The organism is Desulfobacula sp. (genome assembly GCF_030145145.1).
In the GTDB taxonomy this organism is placed as follows: Bacteria; Desulfobacterota; Desulfobacteria; order Desulfobacterales; family Desulfobacteraceae; genus Desulfobacula.
Genome location: NZ_JAQYWD010000011.1, coordinates 119,196 through 136,345, shown reverse-complemented (window position 1 = coordinate 136,345; position 17,150 = coordinate 119,196). Strand labels below are relative to the sequence as shown.

Sequence of the window (17,150 nt, the reverse complement as noted above, 5' to 3'; positions counted from 1 at the left end):
CGATCCAGATGATCAAAGAATGGAGAGGGGTCAAATAGTTTTTGCCCAAACACGGGTTTTCGGTCAGGCACTAAATAAGCATTTATTACAGGGTCATAAAAAGACTGGCATCAGGCGGCTTAAGGGCGCCCTGATGCCCGCCTTTAAAAAAAAGGGAACAACTGATGATCAAGGGGATACAGTCTTTTTTCAGTTTTATTCACTGGATAAGTGAAAAGTTAGGGGATGGGGTCAGCATTTTGATAATGGCGATCATGTTCTTTACAGCCATTGAAGTCATTTTACGGTACGTGTTTAACAGCCCTACGATATGGGTATGGCCGGTGAGCAGACAAATTTTCGGTGTGTATATCCTGTGTGCCGGGATTTATGCCATGTCAAGCAATGCCCATATCAGGATAGAAATTTTTTATAACCTGTTTTCAAAACGACTCAAACAAATTGCCAGCGTCTTTGCCTTGCTCTCTTTTGTTCTTTTTATGGGCGTATTGATCTGGCAGGGCACCTGGATGGGGCAAAATTCATTGGCATCCGGAGAAACCGCCCATGGCGCATTCAGGATTCCTTTATACCCATTAAAAATATTCATCCCCGTGGCAGCAATATTGTTTTTTCTGGAAGGCATTTATGTTCTCTCAAAGAATAAAGATTAATTACCATTTTTTACAGATAAACAAGGAAATTAAGTTTTATGAGTATTGAACTGGTTACCCTATTGCTGTTCGGCGGGCTGATGATCCTTCTCATGCTGGGTGTTCCCGTGGCGTTTGCCCTTGGCGGCATCACGGTTCTTCTGACATATCTGCTGGAAGGATCAACCACGTTATTCATAGTGGCGACGACAACGTACAAACAGATAACCGATCCAAATCTGATTACCATTCCTTTGTTTTTACTCATGGGGAATTTTTTACTTCATTCGGGTATCTCTGATCGTATGTTCAAAGCCCTTGGATATTGGTTATCCGGTATCCGGGGCGGTTTAGCCGTGGTTTCCATTGGTGTCTGCGTGGCCCTGGCCATGTGCGGCGGATTTGGTCCCGGCATCTTAACCATGGGACTGATTGCTGTTCCTGCCATGCTCAAGCAATCCTATGGCAAATCTCTGGCCCTGGGCTCTGTCATGGCCGGTGGGGTGCTGGGAGAAATCATTCCCCCCAGCATTATCATGATTATTTTTGCCTATATTGCCAGAATCTCCATCGGAAAACTCTTTTTGGCCGGGGTTATTCCCGGACTTCTCACAGCCTTTGCATATGTGGTTTATGTCATTGTCAGATGCCATGTCCAGCCAGAACTGGCGCCGCCCATGAAAGAAGCGGTGACCTGGAAGATCAGGATCGCTTCCCTGAAAGATATCCTGCTTCCGGCAGTTTTGATTATTCTTGTCCTGGGCTCCATTTTTCTGGGAATTGCCACACCCACTGAAGCTGCCGGGGTCGGCGCAACAGGGGCTTTTCTGATTTGTATCGGTCTTGGAAAACTGTCCTGGAAAGTGATGTGGGATTCCTGCCGTCAAACCATGGCCATCAGTGGAATGGTGTTCTGGATTCTGATTGGTGCCACCTTGTTCAGTGTTTTTTACACCAGCCAGGGAGCACAATCCCTTGTAACCGATCTGATCAGCAGCTTGGAAATTAACCGCTGGATTGTTCTAGCGGCCATGCAGCTCATTCTCATTGTCCTGGGCATGTTCATGGATGACTATGCGGTTGTGACGGTCTGTGCACCCATTTTTGTTCCCATTGCCATTGTATTGGGGTTTGATCCCATCTGGTTTTCCATTATTTTCATCCTCAATATGCAGGTGGCGTATCTGACACCGCCTTTTGGGTGGGCATTGATCATGATGAAAGGCGTAGCACCGCCCGGTATTACCACAAGGGATATCTGGCTATCAATTCCACCCTTCGTGATCATGCAGTTAATTGTCCTGATACTGGTAATGATTTTTCCGCAACTGGCCTTATGGCTGCCGGATAAGATGATGTAATTTGCACGCTCAACTTTCGGACGTTAGCTTTAATGGGCGGGGTCAGGCTTTTTTTAGATGGCTCGCTTTATCCGTTTGTATTCCTTTGGTTCTAATTTTGTGGCCTTTATTGTCAGGGTTTTTGTCGATGTTCTTTATTCAAAAACAGAAGATGAAGCGGCTAAGAAAAATAAAATCATAAGACAACAGGCAAAAATACAGAAATATCGTGATCGATTGGTAATAGAGGCCAAGCTTGAAAAAAAATATTGGGAAACAGGCTCAATTAATTTATTTTTTGATGCCTAATTTCTTCATCCTGGAATCAAAAGTGGATCTGTTTATTTTTGCAGTATTGGCAGCCCGGGTCACAATCCAATTGTTTTGAGCGAGCAACTGCAGGATATATTCTTTTTCAAGCTCTTCCCATGAATAATCGGTCAGCGATATATCGGCCCTTTCAAGTGAAGCGTTATCGGGCAACCGTACCGGTTTCTCGGTGTAAGGCCTGCCGTTACCCAGTTCCAGGTGAATGGCTTGTTTTTGTTTGAAATGATCAGGGATATCCTTTAACGTCACGATCATATCCCCCCCAGTACTGAGAATGTACTTGACGAAATTTTCAAGTTCACGGATGTTTCCGTACCATGGATAATCCACCAGGTATTTTAATGCTTCACTGGAGATCTGTTTGGGTGGGATATCCAATTCCAGGGACTCTCTTTTGATAAAATAATTTAACAGAAGGGGGATATCTTTTTTTCTTTCCCGCAAAGGAGGGAGGCTTAACGGAAGAACATTGAGACGGTAGAACAGGTCTTCTCTGAAGGCCTTTGCTTTAATTGCGGCATTCAAGTCTTTGTTTGTGGCAGAAATAATTCGTACATCGACTTTTTGGATGTTAGAGGCCCCCAGGGGTTTGATCTCATTATTTTGAATGACCCTCAGTATACGGGCCTGAAGATTTAGAGACATATCACCAATTTCATCCATAAACACCGTACCGCGGTTTGCTGCCATTAAAAGGCCGCATTTGTTTTCATTCGCCCCGGTAAAGGCCCCCTTCTGGTATCCAAACAATTCGCTTTCCAACAGTGTTTCCGGGATTGCGCTGCAGTTTTGTACCACAAAAGGTTCCTTTTTGCGGGAACTCAGATTATGCAGGGCCATGGCCACAAGATCTTTTCCAGTGCCACTTTCTCCTGTTATGAGTACGGGAAAATCTGTTCGTGCATATTCACGAACATTTTTCATGGCTTTTTGAAACGCGGTACTTTGACCGATTATTTGAATTTTATTTCGAATTTCATCAAGGGTTTGCTCAAGTTCAACATTACGCTTGACTTGTTCTGTATGCTGCAGGGCATTGTCCAGGGCAATGGCGCCCATATCAACAATGCCTTTCAAGAGCCGAAGATATTGTTTGTCAAGATTCAGCTGCCCGCTGCCGGCACTGGTATCAACAATCTGGACGACGCCGTAAACCTCTTTATTCTTGAATATCAGTGGGAATGCCAGGATCAGGGTACTTTTCAGCTGCATATCCGTTTCAAATTCCTGATAGTGACGTTGATCATTGCCAACCTCGGCTATTGTCATCTCTCCATGTGTCATCACCCAGCCGACAATACTGGGGTGTTTGACGCTGATCGACGCCCCTTTGATGATATCTATTTTTGATGGGCCGCCTAAAGATTCGACGCAGACGTACCGGTCTTTCTGCCTGATCCATATAGATCCGCGTTCTACATTTTGAAGCGTTAACAATAATTTTAGAAACCGCTTCCTTAACCTTCCGGGATCAAGGTCCTCAAAAAGAACCCGATAAAAATTAACATCAATACAGTCCAAAATAGATGTCTCCGGTTATCGTTATAAAATCTATATCCGTTGAAGAATCAAGCGATGATGAATATGCTCAGCAATAATTGATACGTTTTAAATGTGATGATAATGATCTGGAGAAAAGATGTCAATAACTTATGGCGTTGTTTGAATAGTATTGGTTTGAATAATGTTATGGTCTGATGAAAAAAAATTCGTTTTCGTCTCTAAAAGGTTTAACCCATAAAATGCCGGGACAAAGGGGTGATCCTGTCCCGGCACAAGGTATGGGCTATTCAAGAGAGACAAGGGCATCTACGCATTCGTATCCTGAGGGATGTTTCTGGGATCCCGGGTGCAATACGAATTCTTTTTTTTCGCCCCCGCCTTTTTTATAGAGAATAAAGGTCTGTTGGGTTATGGGATGAATGCAACTGTTGTTTACTAAAAGTGGCAGATTCGAAGGAACTGTTTTCAGATACCGCCCTCTTTTGGAATATTCAGCATATGAATTTGCCCCGTTTTTGACATACTTGTGGCCGGTACGGGTATCAAAGTACATCTGTGATGCTGCTGCAGGGTCGTTTGTTGAATACTGGAAAATGCTTTCCATTACAGGGGCGGCTGCCACTGTTGTGAGTGAGTAAGTTTTTGTATCATTGCCCCATGCAATTGCCCCCGAAAAAAGATAACAAACAGTTAGGATTAACGTTAAATGTTTCATTTTCGCCCTCCTTTTTTAGTTACGTTATTGCCTCTTTATGGATTTGATTTTATATTTGTTATTGCAGAAAGCATGCCAGAGATGAGCTATATATGTAACATATTAAAATAACAGCTATTTTCTAATAATAGTTAATATCAGGAGACACAAAATACTGCTGAAGAAGTGATATATCGTAAATTTTATGATATTCAATAATTTTTATCCATGAATTCTTCACCGATTTCCCATGGCGGTGGATCCTGTGGCTGAAATCAAGGGGATGCGTCGATCATGAAGCATGGGTCCTCCTACATCCTGGCGATTTCCGATAACCAGGTTGAAAATCCCGTCAATCCCGTACTTATCCACCACAGGTGCAATGATGTTCTGGATGGCAATGGCTGTCAGAGGCGCCTTGTCGAAATGGCCTTCCCGGGAAACCATGGCCAAAGCTTTAATGAGTTTATAATCGAACATGGCAGATACATTGGTAACTCAACTTTCGGACTTTAGTTTTAATCGACGGGGTCAGGCTTTTTTTATTGTACTTTTTATCACTATTTCATATCCAGACGGGTAAAAAGTGCCATAAAGAAAGCCTGACCCCATGTAATGGCTAACTCCGAAAGTTGAGTTGGTAAAATTAATGAAGCATTAAAACCAATTTGCTGAAGCATCTTTTAATGGGATCCATTTTATAGTATGATTTTTTGCCAAGTGGGAACGGTATTGTTGACTATTATTGCCAAAGGAAAATCAGTCATGTTCAGGGAAATGAGACGGAAAGAAAAACAATTGTCTGTTGAAGCAACCATTGACGTATTAACAAAAGGAAAAGACGGTGTGCTGGCCACAATAGGGGCTGACGACTATCCCTACGCTGTCCCCTTGAATTACGTATACCACAATGATTGTATCTATTTTCATTGTGCCGGATCCGGCCATAAAATTGATAATATAACCCATCATTCCAAGGTCTCTTTTTGTGTGGTCACTGATGCTGAAATTATCCCGGAGGACTTTAATACTAAATTTAAAAGTGTTGTTGTTTTTGGGACGGCCCTGGAGGTCTTTGATGGGGAAAAAGAAGAGGGCCTGTGGGCGCTTGTTCAAAGATTTTCAAAGGATCACCTGGAAGCCGGTAAAAAATATATACAGACGGCAGCGGATAAAACCAAAGTCTATAAAATTAAAATTGAACATATGGTGGGCAAACAAACAAAATAGCGTGCCATTTTGAGCAATTGTCTCAAGGATGAATGATATAAAACCCAGGTAACCGGCCTGGATTATATTTCCAATCCGGTTTGATAGCCCTGGTGAACCGCATCAAATGCCATGGCAACCTGTTTGGCATCCCCGATGACATGGTAATCCATCCCCATTTTTTTCAGTGCAGGTTCAAGCCGGGCGTTTGATGCAGAACCGGCTGCCACCACAACTGTATCCGCTGCAATCTCATGACCCTTTCCCTCCTGTTCAATCGTTAAACCGGTGGGGGTGATTTTGATAACTTTGCTGTTGGTCATGGTGTTGACATGATATCGGCCAAGATCCTGCATCATACCCCATTTGGTTGATTTGCCGATATCTTTACCTACTTTATCCAGCATTTCAATAAGGGTAACCTGTTTGGTGCCCCGGGTGGCCATTTCAAACAGGGTTTCAGGATCCTGGGCCCTGTTCACCAGAAGAAATTTTACGGCTTCAGCCGATAAGGTGCCTTTTTCTGCCAGAAAGAGCGCGGTTTCCACACCCACGGCCCCGCCACCGATAATGGCCACCCGTTTACCGGTACGTACCTTGTCCTGGAGGACATCCCATGATTCCACAACATGGGGAAGGTCTATTCCGGGAATGGGGGGAACAATGGGGGCTGCACCCGTTGCCAGGATGACGGTATCCGGTTTTTTCTGCTGAATGAGGGCTTCATCCACGGGTGTTTCAAAAACAATGGGTATTTTCTGCAGAGTGATCTGGATTTCAAGGTCCCTGGCAAATTGACCAAACTCTTTTCTCCCCGGAGGAGCGGCAGCCAGGTGAAGTTGCCCGCCAACCCTGTCGCTGCTTTCGTAGATCACCACATGATGGCCCCTTGAGTGCGCGGTAAGGGCTGCTGTCATTCCAGCGGCCCCTGCGCCGACAATCATTACGTTTTTAGGGGACTTGGCCTTCTCAACCGGTACAAGACCTTCATAGCCGGCCAGGGGATTGCACAGACATTCAACATGCTTCAATTTGAACAGGTTATCAAAGCATCCCTGGGCACAGGCAATGCAATGAATGATTTCATTTTCTTTTCCAAGCCTTGTTTTTTCAGGGAGCATGGGATCTGCAATAAGGCTGCGGCCCATGGCCACCATGTCACACATGTCGTCATCCAGCATCTGCCGTGCGGTTTCCGGATCATTGATCCTGTGGCTTGCAATGACAGGAACAGTGACGGTTTCCTTGATCCCCCGGGCCAGGTAGGAAAAAACGCCCCTGGGCACGGATGTCACAATCTGGGGGACCCTTGCCTCATGCCATCCCACATTGACACAAAGAGCGTCAACCAGACTGTCTGACAAGGCTTTCGCATATTCCCTGAGTTCAAGCATAGAATTTCCGCCGGGCATGAAATCATTGCCGTTCATCCGGACAATAAACGGGTAATCCTTTCCCACGGCATCCCGGACAGCCTGGGCAATCTCCAGTCCGAACCGCATCCTGTTTTCAAGGCTGCCGCCATATGGATCAGTGCGGTGATTGGTCAAGGGAGAAAGGAATTCGCTGATCAGATACCCGGTGCCGCTCAAGACTTCAACCGCATCAAATCCAGCCTTTTTTACCCGTAATGCCGCCTGGGCAAAAGACTGGATGGTTGTTTTTATGTTGTCAATCGTCATTTCTTTTGGGGTCTCTTTTGTCATCCTTGAGGCCAGGGGAGAAGGCGCTACCGGCTGCTTTCCATCGAGGAAAAAAGAAAAATTATATCTTCCGGCATGGTTTAACTGGATGGCACCAAGGGATCCATTGTCTTTGATAGCCGTTGCCAGTCGGTGAAGCCCGGGGATGAAGGTATCATCATGGGCCCCGATATTCTGGGTATTGCCGGAAAGTTCGTCAATGGTTGCATAGCCGGCACAAATCATTCCAGGGCCGCCCTTGGCCCTTTGGGCATAAAAATGAACGATCTGGTCGGTGACTTCAAAGTCCCGGGCCATACCCAGGTGCATGGCAGGAAGATATATCCGATTTTTTATCTTGAGCTTGTTTATCGTGATCGGTTCAAAAATGGGATCTCTCATTTTTTTTTCCTCTACTGGTTATTTCATTGGTTTTTTCAACCCACCGTTTCAAATATCAGGCTTATGGTTGCGCTTCAAGGAATTTTTTTAACTGGTAAAACAGAAGGCAGGTGTATGGGTAAATGGTTTGTGATGATATCCGGGCATTGAAATGGTTAAGCTGAATTTTTGCTTGACAAACAAAAATTAAGGGTATTAACTATTTAGCATTGTGAATGGTTTTTTATCAGAGGTAATGGCGCCTCTTTTGTCCAATGATGGATAAAAGAGGCTTTTTGTATTTTTACACAATTGAAACAGCTGGGTCCCTGATCGTTTCATATACATCAGGTTGACCGGAAAAAAGGGTCGCATCAACGGTGATAACCATCAACATCAGAACAAGTCTGGCATTTTCTGAAATTTTCGGCCATTGGAAATTTCAGATGTCTATTCCCCGGAACGATACATTTGAGGATCTCCTTAACGCGTTAATACGGGTCCATGGAGAGACACTGGCATCGTATCTTTTTGAACAGGATGGAAAGACGCTCGCATCTCATATCATGTTCATGGTGAACGGCAGGAATATCAGATTTTTAAACAAAGAGAAAACAATTCTTCAAGAGGGTGATCAGGTGACCATCCTTTTGCCGGCCGGTGGCGGGTGATCAAAAAAAACCAAATCCCTTGCCTGGCAAGATTGTGAAAATCAGGATGAGAAGCCACATCTATTGATGGGCTTCTCATTTAATCACCAAACACAAACAAGCAGTATTCAACCCGTCTTCATTATTTATATGGGGATCTGTACCGATAAATTCGGTTCAAGTTCATGGTTCTATTATAGCGACTGAACCGGTAATCATTATTGGGGACGCATCAATATCTTCTGCTGACATCATGGATACGACGCGTTCAAAGGCGCTTTCAATCATTAATTGCTCCCAGCCCTCCAGTTTTGAGAATCGATGGGTGAATTGTTCCTGAAGAAGCGGCGGTACAGTGTCCAGTATTTTTTTTCCTTTTTCCGTAAGCGCTATATTGGTTTTGCGTTTATCATCCAGGCTTCTTTTTCTTGTGATGAATTCTTTTTTTTCAAGGCGTTTTGTAATGTCCGTCACTGTGGCCTGGCTTAAACTGACTTTTTTTGAAAGCTGGGTCACGGAAATTTGATTGTGGGTGGATATGGACTGTAAAAGGATGAGTTGGGGCCCGGTCAAACCAAATTTTTTTTTCAGCATTGTTGAATGCTGGTCTATGGCCTGGATTATTTTTCGCAGGGAGATCAAAAAATTTTTGCACCGTTCATCATTTGTATGGTCCATCACAAACCCTTTCTTTTATATCAACTAAATTGAAATTAATTCATTGCATAAAATAAATACCAAAAACATAGAATGCTATGATTTAAATCCTTTTAGGATACTATATTATATCAAATTTTAACATAAATAAAGGATTAGTGTTAAATGCGCATTTGACAAATTGATTCGTGTCCGATATATTTATATGGACAATTAACAACGCTTTTCAATCGGGCATTGCGCAAATGATTGTTGTTAAACTCTTTATTTTGTCCACTATTGTATTTAAAAAATAGTATTGCGCTCTCAAAGTCAAAGTGAAAGACAGATTTAACCATGAAAAATGTTTTATTTTTAATTTTTAAACGTCTTGGTGCAAGCCTGATAACGATATTTGTTATCTCGGTGATTATCTTTATCGGCGTTGAGTTGCTGCCCGGTGATGTGGCGGAAAGCGTTCTGGGACAATCTGCCACAACCGAGACGGTGGCGGCATTTCGAAAAGAGCTTAAACTCGATTTACCGCCGGTGATCCGGTACGGTGCATGGTTGAAGGATTTTATCCAGGGTGATTTTGGCACGTCCCTTGCCAATGGCAGACCGGTTTCCGAGCTCATCACCTGGCGATTGGCCAACACCTTGTTCCTGGCCTCAACCACGGCCGTGATTGCGATTCCCCTGGCCATTTTTTTAGGGATGCTGGCGGCATTTTATCGAAATACCTTTTTTGACAAATTGATTTCAACGACCACGCTGTCGTTTATCTCTTTCCCGGAATTTTTTATCGCCTATATTCTGATTTTTATTTTCGCTGTAAAGCTGAATATTTTTCCAAGTCTGGCAATCATTGACGACAACATGAACTTTACCTCTAAAATATATGCCATTTTACTGCCGTCCCTGACACTCACCTGTGTGGTAACGGCACACATGATGCGGCAGACCCGGGCAGCCATCATCAATGTGCTGGCCAGTGCCTATATTGAAATGGCAGAAATCAAAGGGATCACGCGATTGAGAATCATTATGCATCACGCCTTTCCCAATTCATTGTCCCCGGTGATCAATGTGGTGGCCGTCAACCTGGCCTATCTGATTGTGGGGGTTGTCATTGTTGAAGTGGTGTTCGTATATCCGGGATTGGGACAGCTATTGGTCGACTCCGTTTCCAAAAGGGATCTTCCCGTGGTCCAGGCATCAGGGTTGATCTTTTCCATTGCGTATATTTTTCTCAATCTTTCGGCTGATATCCTGTCCATGCTTTCCAACCCAAAACTCAGACAATCCCAAATTTAAAGGGGGGCCTAAGTGTGCTGAAATTACTTCAACAATCCCCTCTCTCCGCCCGGATCGGTATGGGGATTGTTATACTGAATGTCCTGGTGGCTATTTTTGCCCCCTTGATCGCACCCTATGGCGAAACCAGTATTGCCGGGGATGTGTGGGAAGGGTTTTCCGCCCAGTTTTATTTGGGTACCGACCATATCGGAAGAGATCTATTCTCTCGAATGGTCTTTGGCGCAAGAAATACCATTGCCCTTGCCTTTATTACCACGCTGTTATCATTTTTGTTTGGAACCGTTTTAGGGTTTATTGCTGCGGTTAAAGGCGGCTGGATTGACCAGTTATTAAGCCGGACCATTGACATGATCATGGCTTTTCCAACCCTTATTTTTGCTTTGATGATTTTATCAGTGCTGGGATCCTCCATCCCCACCTTGATTTTTACCATCGCGGTTCTGGATTCTACACGGGTGTATCGATTATCCCGGGCCGTGGCCATGGATATTGAAGTGATGGAGTTTGTAGAAGCCGCCAGATTGAGAGGAGAAGGGCTCTGGTGGATCATACGACAGGAAATCCTGCCCAATGCCATGCCGCCGCTGATTGCGGAATTCGGCCTGCGGTTTTGTTTTGTCTTCCTCTTCATTGCTTCTTTAAGTTTTCTTGGATTAGGCCTGCAGCCGCCTTTGGCAGACTGGGGAGGAATGGTCAGGGAAAATGCCGGAGCCATTACCTTTGGTATCTATATCCCTTTAATCCCGGCCGGCGCCATTGCGTTTTTAACCGTGGGTGTCAATTTAATTGTTGACTGGTTTTTACATTTATCCAGTGGCCTGCATGAATAGAAAGGAACATACCATGAACAATTTACTTGAAATAAAAAATCTTTATATTGAAGGCTTTTACGAAGACCGATGGCAGCCCATTGTCAAGGATATCAGCCTTAATCTGAAAAGAGGAGAAGTCCTCGGGCTGATCGGTGAATCCGGTGCGGGTAAATCCACCATCGGCCTGGCTGCCATGGGATACACCCGCCAGGGATGTCGACTGGCATCCGGATCTATAAATCTTGAAGGGATCGAGTTGTTTGATGCCTCGGAAGAGGATTTGAGACTGGTCAGGGGATCTAAAATCTCCTATGTCGCCCAGAGTGCGGCGGCTTCTTTTAACCCGTCCCATCGTGTCATAAAGCAGTATGTTGAAGCCCCTGTTCACCATGGGATAATGGGCTACAAGGAGGCTGAAAAAGAAGCTGTTGAGCTCTACAGACGTCTGTTTTTACCCGAACCTGAAAAAATTGGATACCGATATCCCCATGAACTTTCAGGCGGTCAGCTCCAGAGGGCCATGGTGGCCATGGCCATGTCCTGTAAACCGGATATCATTGTGTTTGACGAGCCGACAACTGCCCTGGATGTTACCACCCAGATTGAAGTTCTGGCAGCGGTCAAGGAAATCACGGAAAAGATGAACAAAGCTGCCCTGTATATTACCCATGATCTGGCGGTTGTGGCCCAGGTCGCCCACCGGATTATGGTTTTAAGAAACGGTCGGCTGGTTGAAGAGGGTGAAACCCGGCAATTGATTAAAAAGCCCAAAGAAAAATATACCCGGGAGCTGTTAAATGTCAGAACCTTGCGGGAAGAAAAAAATATTACCGATAAAATGGACGTGATTCTGGATATCGAGGATGTAGCGGCAACCTATACGGGACAGGATATGGCTCTGGAAGATATTAATCTGACCGTGAGAAAAGGCAGAACTGTTGCACTGGTCGGAGAATCCGGCAGTGGGAAAAGCACCCTGGCAAAAGTGGTTACCGGTCTTCTGCCTGCCATTCACGGATCCATAAAGTTTTTCGGAAAAGACCTTCCCCTTGAATTAAAAAAAAGAGAAAAAGAAGACTTGAGAAGAATGCAGATGATCTATCAGATGCCGGATACGGCACTAAACCCCAAACAGACGGTCAGAAAGGTCATTGGCAGACCCCTTCAATTTTACTTTGGCATCAAGGGTAAACAGGCTGAAGAACGAATCAAGGACCTGTTAAGAAATATCGAGCTTGACCCGGATATCTATATTGACCGGCTGACCACAGAGCTTTCCGGCGGAGAAAAACAGCGGATCTGTATTGCCCGCGCCCTGGCAGCTGAACCAGACCTGATCATCTGCGATGAAATTACATCAGCCCTTGATCAACTGGTGGCGGAAGACATATTGAATCTTTTGCAGAACCTGCAAAATAAAACCAATATGTCTTACCTGTTTATCACCCATGACCTTGCCACAGTCAAGGCCATTGCAGACAAAATTGTGATTATGCTCGAAGGAAAAATCATCGAGCAAGGTGAGAAAAAACAAGTCTTGTCCCCACCTCACCATGAATATACGGATAAACTTTTGGCATCTGTTCCTGAAATGGATCCAGACTGGCTGGACAACCTTTTGGAAGAGCGGGCGTCAACCTTTATCTGATCCGATGACTTGATTGCTATCATTAAATTAGGAGGAGAGAATATGACAGACCTATCGTTTTTAACACAGCTGTATCACCAGAACAAAATTACCCGGCGGCAGTTTATTACCGGTGTCTCTGCAATGGGGCTTGCCGCAGCCATTTCCCCGGCCCTGCTTTCAGGCACGGCCCAGGCGTCTGTTCCTAAAAAGGGCGGACGGTTCAAGATGGGAATTACAGGGGGCTCCACTACTGATTCCATGGATCCGGGGACACTGACGTCCAACATGAACCAGAATCTCAACTGGCAGATCAGAAACAATCTTGTGGAAATTGATCATCATTTCAAACCCATCCCGGAGCTGGCTGAATCCTGGGACTCCTCTCCTGACGCAAAAGTGTGGAAATTTAACCTTCGCAAAGGGGTTGAATTTCATAACGGCAAAACCATGACCGCCGAGGATGTCATCTTTACCATAAACCACCACCGGGGTGAAAAATCAACATCCGGCGCTAAGCCCTATTTAAGCAGTATTGTCAATATTAAAGCCGATGGAAAATATGGCGTTATTTTTGAGCTTTCCGGGGGCAGTGCTGATTTTCCATTCCTCCTGGGGGATTACCATCTGGGCATTTGTCCTGCCGGCACCCAGGGTCAGGAATTTGAAAAGGGCATTGGCACGGGGGGCTATGTTCTGGAGGCCTGGGAACCGGGTGTCAGGGCCTTTGCAAAACGCAATCCCAATTATTGGAAACAAGGAAAAGCCCTGTTTGATGAAGTTGAAACCCTTTCCATTGTTGATACCAATGCCCGGACCAATGCCTTAAAGACAGGTCAGATACACTACATGGATCGGGTTGAGCTTAAAACCGTCCACCTCATGAAACGGATGCCCGGGATTAATGTGACCGCCACCACAGGAACAGCCCACTACACCATCCCCATGCTTGTGGATCAAACCCCATACAATGACAATAACGTTCGCATGGCATTAAAGCATGCTGTTAACCGGGAAGAATTATTAAAACAGGTCCTGCGGGGGTATGGTGAACTTGGCAATGACCATCCCATAGCACCTGTAAACCAGTTTTATGCAAAAGACCTTGAACAGCGAAGACATGATCCGGACAAAGCAAAATTTTATATGAAAAAAGCCGGCATGCAGGACCATGTGTTTAATCTGCATGCTGCAGATGCCGCATTTGCAGGCGCCGTGGATGCTGCCATCCTCATCAAGGAACAGGCAAAAAAAGCCGGTATCAATATCAATGTTGTCCGGGAGCCGGATGACGGGTATTGGAGTAATGTCTGGATGAAAAAAGAGTGGTGCATGTGTTACTGGGGAGGTCGCCCCACAGAAGATATGATGTTCTCGGTTGCTTATGCAGCAGATGCTTCCTGGAACGACACCCACTGGAAAAATGACCGGTTTAACCGCCTGCTGATTGATGCCAGGGCAGAACTGGATTCAGAGAAACGGAAAAAAATGTACTTTGAGATGCAGGAAATCTGCAAAAATGATGGTGGCACTATCGTTCCCATGTACAATCAATTGGTGGAAGCAAGTTCAGATAAGTTGGAACATGGACCCATTTCCGGGCATATGGCAATGGATGGTATGAGAACTGCTGAACGTTGGTGGTTCAAGTCATAATTCCCTCGATTTAATTTAATCTAAAACAGGCCGATGGCAATGCTTTCGGCTTGTTTTAGATTAAAGCGTGCTTTAGATTAAAGGGGCTTTCTGGCCGATATAATTACGGATTCTCCAATTTCTTTCGCACGCGCTGCTGCATGCTCCATCTGTTGATATACGGATCCGTCATCTATACTTGAACGAATCAAGATATTTGCTTCGTCGATTTGTTTTTTTGAGTAAAAGCAGTAGATTGAATCTGCTTTTTGAAAATCCGTATCCAGTACCAACCGGGGATCACAATAATATCGTTCCTGAAACAGGTTCCCAGATGGCAGGGTTGTTTTGATCTCTGTAAATTCTAATTCCTCAAGCCTGGATAGAAGATTTGGGACAGGAATATATCTTGCCTGGATGGCAAGGGCTGCTTTTTCAATGTATTTATAATTCCAATAGGCACCGGAATGCGGATTTAGTTGTTCCTGTGAGCTTGTGTTGATGGTCAGGACACCGCCTGGTTTAATGACGCGTCTGCTCTCTTTTAAAAAAAGGGTCAGGTGTGGATAAGCCGGTTCTGTATCAAGATGGTGCAGAACCTGGTTAACCATATAGGCATCGAAAAAATCATCAGAAAAGGAAAGGTCAAGGATGTTCCCTATCTGCAAATGAACATTTTCAGCATTTCCAACTTTTTGTCTGGTTTCCTCATACCCTTTTTCAGATCCTTCCACCCCGTGGATTTCTTTCACATGGTGCCGGATATGATTTATGTATGCGCCGGTACCAAATCCACCTTCCAGAATAGTTTGTTCTTCAACCGGTATCCGGGATTGTTTAAAAATGTTTAAAATTTCCTGTAATCCATTGGGCTGTCGATTCTGGTCATAGGATATAAATGAATCATTATAGTTACAATAAGAAGAGGCATTCTTTTTTTCTGTTTTTTTCATACAGATCCTTTTCCAGCCATTCTCATTATGGTTATACCCGAATGAGAATGGCTGATTCTTTTTATGTTTCATGAAGACTATGGGTTCGCTGGTTTATGATATTATATGTTTATTTGTTTAAAGAACAGTGTTTAAATGATATGGTTTCATATCAAGCTTGAGAGATGGTTTAACAGGATATTATTTTTGAGCATTTGGAGGTAAAATCATGCCAAAATATGTTGGCGCGATAGATCTTGGGACCACCAGTGTCAGATTTGTTCTTTTCGATAAAACAGGCAATATTTTCAGTTCTGCACAAAAAGAGCACCAGCAGATTTTCCCAAAACCGGGTTGGGTGGAACATGATCCGATTGAAATTTGGAAAAACGCTTGTTCTGTTATTGAAGAAGTGATGGAGAAAACCCGAATCTCTCCAGAATCAATTGATTCAATTGGCATCACCAACCAGCGTGAGACCAGTGTTGTCTGGAACAGGCAAACAGGAAAACCTTACTATAATGCCATTGTCTGGCAATGCACACGGACGGAAAGCATCTGTAAACAACTCACCACAGAGGCAGGGGAAGCATTTTTCACCGAAAAAACAGGACTGCCCGTGGCCACCTATTTTTCAGGGCCAAAAGTAAAATGGATATTTGACACGGTCCCTGATGCAAAAAAAGATATGGGTTCCGGTAATGTTCTGTTTGGCACAATTGAAACCTGGATTATCTGGTGGCTGACCGGCGGACCGGAAAAAGGATCACACATTACAGATGTTTCCAATGCCAGTCGGACCATGATGATGAATATCCGGTCCCTTGAATGGGATAAAGAACTGCTGGATATCCTGGGGATTCCCCTTTTCGTATTGCCGGAAATAAAGCCGTCCATCGACAGCAATACCTGGGGAAGCACCCAAAAGGCAGGCCCTTTCCGAGGTGAAATACCGGTTTGCGGTGCCCTGGGGGATCAACAGGCCGCCCTGTTCGGTCAAACCTGTTTTTCCCGGGGTGAGGCAAAAAACACCTATGGTACGGGATGTTTTTTGTTGATGAATACAGGAAATAGCCCCATTTTTTCCCGGCACGGTCTTTTGACCACTGTGGGATATCAGATCAACAATGACCGACCCGTATACTGCCTGGAAGGCTCCATTGCTGTTGCCGGGGCCCTGGTGCAGTGGATGCGGGACAGCCTGGGCATTATTCAATCGGCTTCGGAAATTGAAGACCTGGCAAAAACCGTGGATGACAATGGCGATATTTATTTGGTACCGGCATTTTCCGGACTGTTTGCCCCCTACTGGCGATCCGATGCCAGGGGCATTATTGCCGGCCTCACCCGGTTTACCAATAAAGGTCACCTGGCAAGGGCGGTTCTTGAAGCAAATGCCTATCAGACCCGAGATATCATAACGGCAATGAAAAAAGATTCCGGGGTGGACCTTACACGGCTCAAAGTTGACGGGGGAATGGTCGTGAACGAATTGCTGATGCAGTTTCAGTCCGACATCCTGAACGTACCGATAATCCGGCCGACGATCATTGAAACAACGGCATTGGGTGCTGCTTATGCTGCAGGACTGGCCACGGGGTTCTGGAACGGTATCCAGGATTTAACGGCCAACTGGTTAGAGGGTAACCGCTGGCTTCCAACCATGTCTGAAAAAGAGCGCGAACATCTGTATTCCAGATGGGGAAAAGCCGTTGAAAAATCTTTTGACTGGGTGTGATGGTGACTTTTGGAAAGTCGATAATTTGA

The 17,150-nt window shown here is 44.8% G+C and carries 16 protein-coding genes; 10 read left to right on the top strand and 6 right to left on the bottom strand.

The genetic code is table 11. From position 1 onward, the window contains the following. Window positions 1–164: 164 nt before the first annotated feature. From Q1Q15_RS08330 to Q1Q15_RS08320, 3 genes are read left to right on the top strand one after another with little or no spacing between them, the layout of a single operon-like run. Complete coding sequence (locus Q1Q15_RS08330; RefSeq protein ID WP_300458422.1) at window positions 165–653, top strand: TRAP transporter small permease subunit; 489 nt, start codon at window positions 165–167, stop codon at window positions 651–653. A 38-nt stretch (window positions 654–691) separates the two neighbouring features. Beyond that, window positions 692–1,993, top strand: coding sequence for a TRAP transporter large permease subunit (locus Q1Q15_RS08325; RefSeq protein ID WP_300458419.1), 1,302 nt, complete (start codon window positions 692–694; stop codon window positions 1,991–1,993). A gap of 57 nt (window positions 1,994–2,050) precedes the next feature. Then, window positions 2,051–2,281 (top strand): hypothetical protein, encoded by a 231-nt coding sequence (locus Q1Q15_RS08320; protein ID WP_300458416.1) that lies wholly within the window; start codon window positions 2,051–2,053, stop codon window positions 2,279–2,281. On the opposite strand, the gene Q1Q15_RS08315 is transcribed toward Q1Q15_RS08320, so the two are convergent. The 3 genes from Q1Q15_RS08315 to Q1Q15_RS08305 all read right to left on the bottom strand — a co-directional run bounded on the left by Q1Q15_RS08315 (window position 2,264) and on the right by Q1Q15_RS08305 (window position 4,979). Then, window positions 2,264–3,823 carry a sigma 54-interacting transcriptional regulator gene (locus Q1Q15_RS08315; RefSeq protein WP_300458414.1) on the bottom strand — a complete coding sequence of 520 codons (1,560 nt, stop codon included), beginning with the start codon at window positions 3,821–3,823 and terminating at the stop codon, window positions 2,264–2,266. The genes Q1Q15_RS08320 and Q1Q15_RS08315 overlap by 18 nt on opposite strands. A gap of 265 nt (window positions 3,824–4,088) precedes the next feature. After that, window positions 4,089–4,520, bottom strand: a complete 432-nt coding sequence (locus tag Q1Q15_RS08310; protein WP_300458412.1) for a hypothetical protein — start codon at window positions 4,518–4,520, stop codon at window positions 4,089–4,091. A 216-nt stretch (window positions 4,521–4,736) separates the two neighbouring features. Next, window positions 4,737–4,979, bottom strand: coding sequence for an aldehyde dehydrogenase family protein (locus Q1Q15_RS08305; RefSeq protein WP_300458410.1), 243 nt, complete (start codon window positions 4,977–4,979; stop codon window positions 4,737–4,739). Between the two features lie 225 nt (window positions 4,980–5,204). Between Q1Q15_RS08305 and Q1Q15_RS08300 the strand changes: the two genes are divergently transcribed. Continuing rightward, window positions 5,205–5,729: a pyridoxamine 5'-phosphate oxidase family protein gene (locus Q1Q15_RS08300; RefSeq protein ID WP_300458408.1), complete on the top strand. Its 525-nt coding sequence runs from the start codon at window positions 5,205–5,207 to the stop codon at window positions 5,727–5,729. Window positions 5,730–5,791: 62 nt separating this feature from the next. Here Q1Q15_RS08300 and Q1Q15_RS08295 read toward each other — a convergent pair whose 3' ends face one another. Continuing rightward, on the bottom strand, window positions 5,792–7,792 hold the full coding sequence (locus tag Q1Q15_RS08295) for an FAD-dependent oxidoreductase (protein WP_300458406.1): 2,001 nt from the start codon (window positions 7,790–7,792) through the stop codon (window positions 5,792–5,794). 425 nt (window positions 7,793–8,217) lie between these two features. Here Q1Q15_RS08295 and Q1Q15_RS08290 point away from each other — a divergent pair, with 425 nt between their 5' ends. Next, window positions 8,218–8,442, top strand: a complete 225-nt coding sequence (locus Q1Q15_RS08290; RefSeq protein WP_363320903.1) for a MoaD/ThiS family protein — start codon at window positions 8,218–8,220, stop codon at window positions 8,440–8,442. Between the two features lie 162 nt (window positions 8,443–8,604). Here the strand turns inward: Q1Q15_RS08290 and Q1Q15_RS08285 are convergent, their stop codons facing one another. Next, on the bottom strand, window positions 8,605–9,099 hold the full coding sequence (locus Q1Q15_RS08285; protein WP_300458403.1) for a MarR family transcriptional regulator: 495 nt from the start codon (window positions 9,097–9,099) through the stop codon (window positions 8,605–8,607). 315 nt (window positions 9,100–9,414) lie between these two features. Between Q1Q15_RS08285 and Q1Q15_RS08280 the strand changes: the two genes are divergently transcribed. The 4 genes from Q1Q15_RS08280 to Q1Q15_RS08265 are packed head-to-tail and all read left to right on the top strand — an operon-like array spanning window position 9,415 to window position 14,472. Continuing rightward, window positions 9,415–10,374 (top strand): ABC transporter permease, encoded by a 960-nt coding sequence (locus tag Q1Q15_RS08280; RefSeq protein ID WP_300458401.1) that lies wholly within the window; start codon window positions 9,415–9,417, stop codon window positions 10,372–10,374. Window positions 10,375–10,388: 14 nt separating this feature from the next. Next, window positions 10,389–11,207 (top strand): ABC transporter permease, encoded by an 819-nt coding sequence (locus tag Q1Q15_RS08275; protein WP_300458400.1) that lies wholly within the window; start codon window positions 10,389–10,391, stop codon window positions 11,205–11,207. Between the two features lie 13 nt (window positions 11,208–11,220). After that, window positions 11,221–12,837 carry an ABC transporter ATP-binding protein gene (locus Q1Q15_RS08270; protein WP_300458398.1) on the top strand — a complete coding sequence of 539 codons (1,617 nt, stop codon included), beginning with the start codon at window positions 11,221–11,223 and terminating at the stop codon, window positions 12,835–12,837. Between the two features lie 42 nt (window positions 12,838–12,879). Beyond that, complete coding sequence (locus tag Q1Q15_RS08265; RefSeq protein ID WP_300458397.1) at window positions 12,880–14,472, top strand: ABC transporter substrate-binding protein; 1,593 nt, start codon at window positions 12,880–12,882, stop codon at window positions 14,470–14,472. Window positions 14,473–14,549: 77 nt separating this feature from the next. Here the strand turns inward: Q1Q15_RS08265 and Q1Q15_RS08260 are convergent, their stop codons facing one another. Next, window positions 14,550–15,404 (bottom strand): class I SAM-dependent methyltransferase, encoded by an 855-nt coding sequence (locus Q1Q15_RS08260; RefSeq protein WP_300458396.1) that lies wholly within the window; start codon window positions 15,402–15,404, stop codon window positions 14,550–14,552. A 208-nt stretch (window positions 15,405–15,612) separates the two neighbouring features. Between Q1Q15_RS08260 and glpK the strand changes: the two genes are divergently transcribed. After that, a complete protein-coding gene (glpK, locus tag Q1Q15_RS08255; RefSeq protein WP_300458393.1) occupies window positions 15,613–17,121 on the top strand; it encodes a glycerol kinase GlpK in 1,509 nt (502 codons plus the stop codon). Window positions 17,122–17,150: the final 29 nt, after the last annotated feature.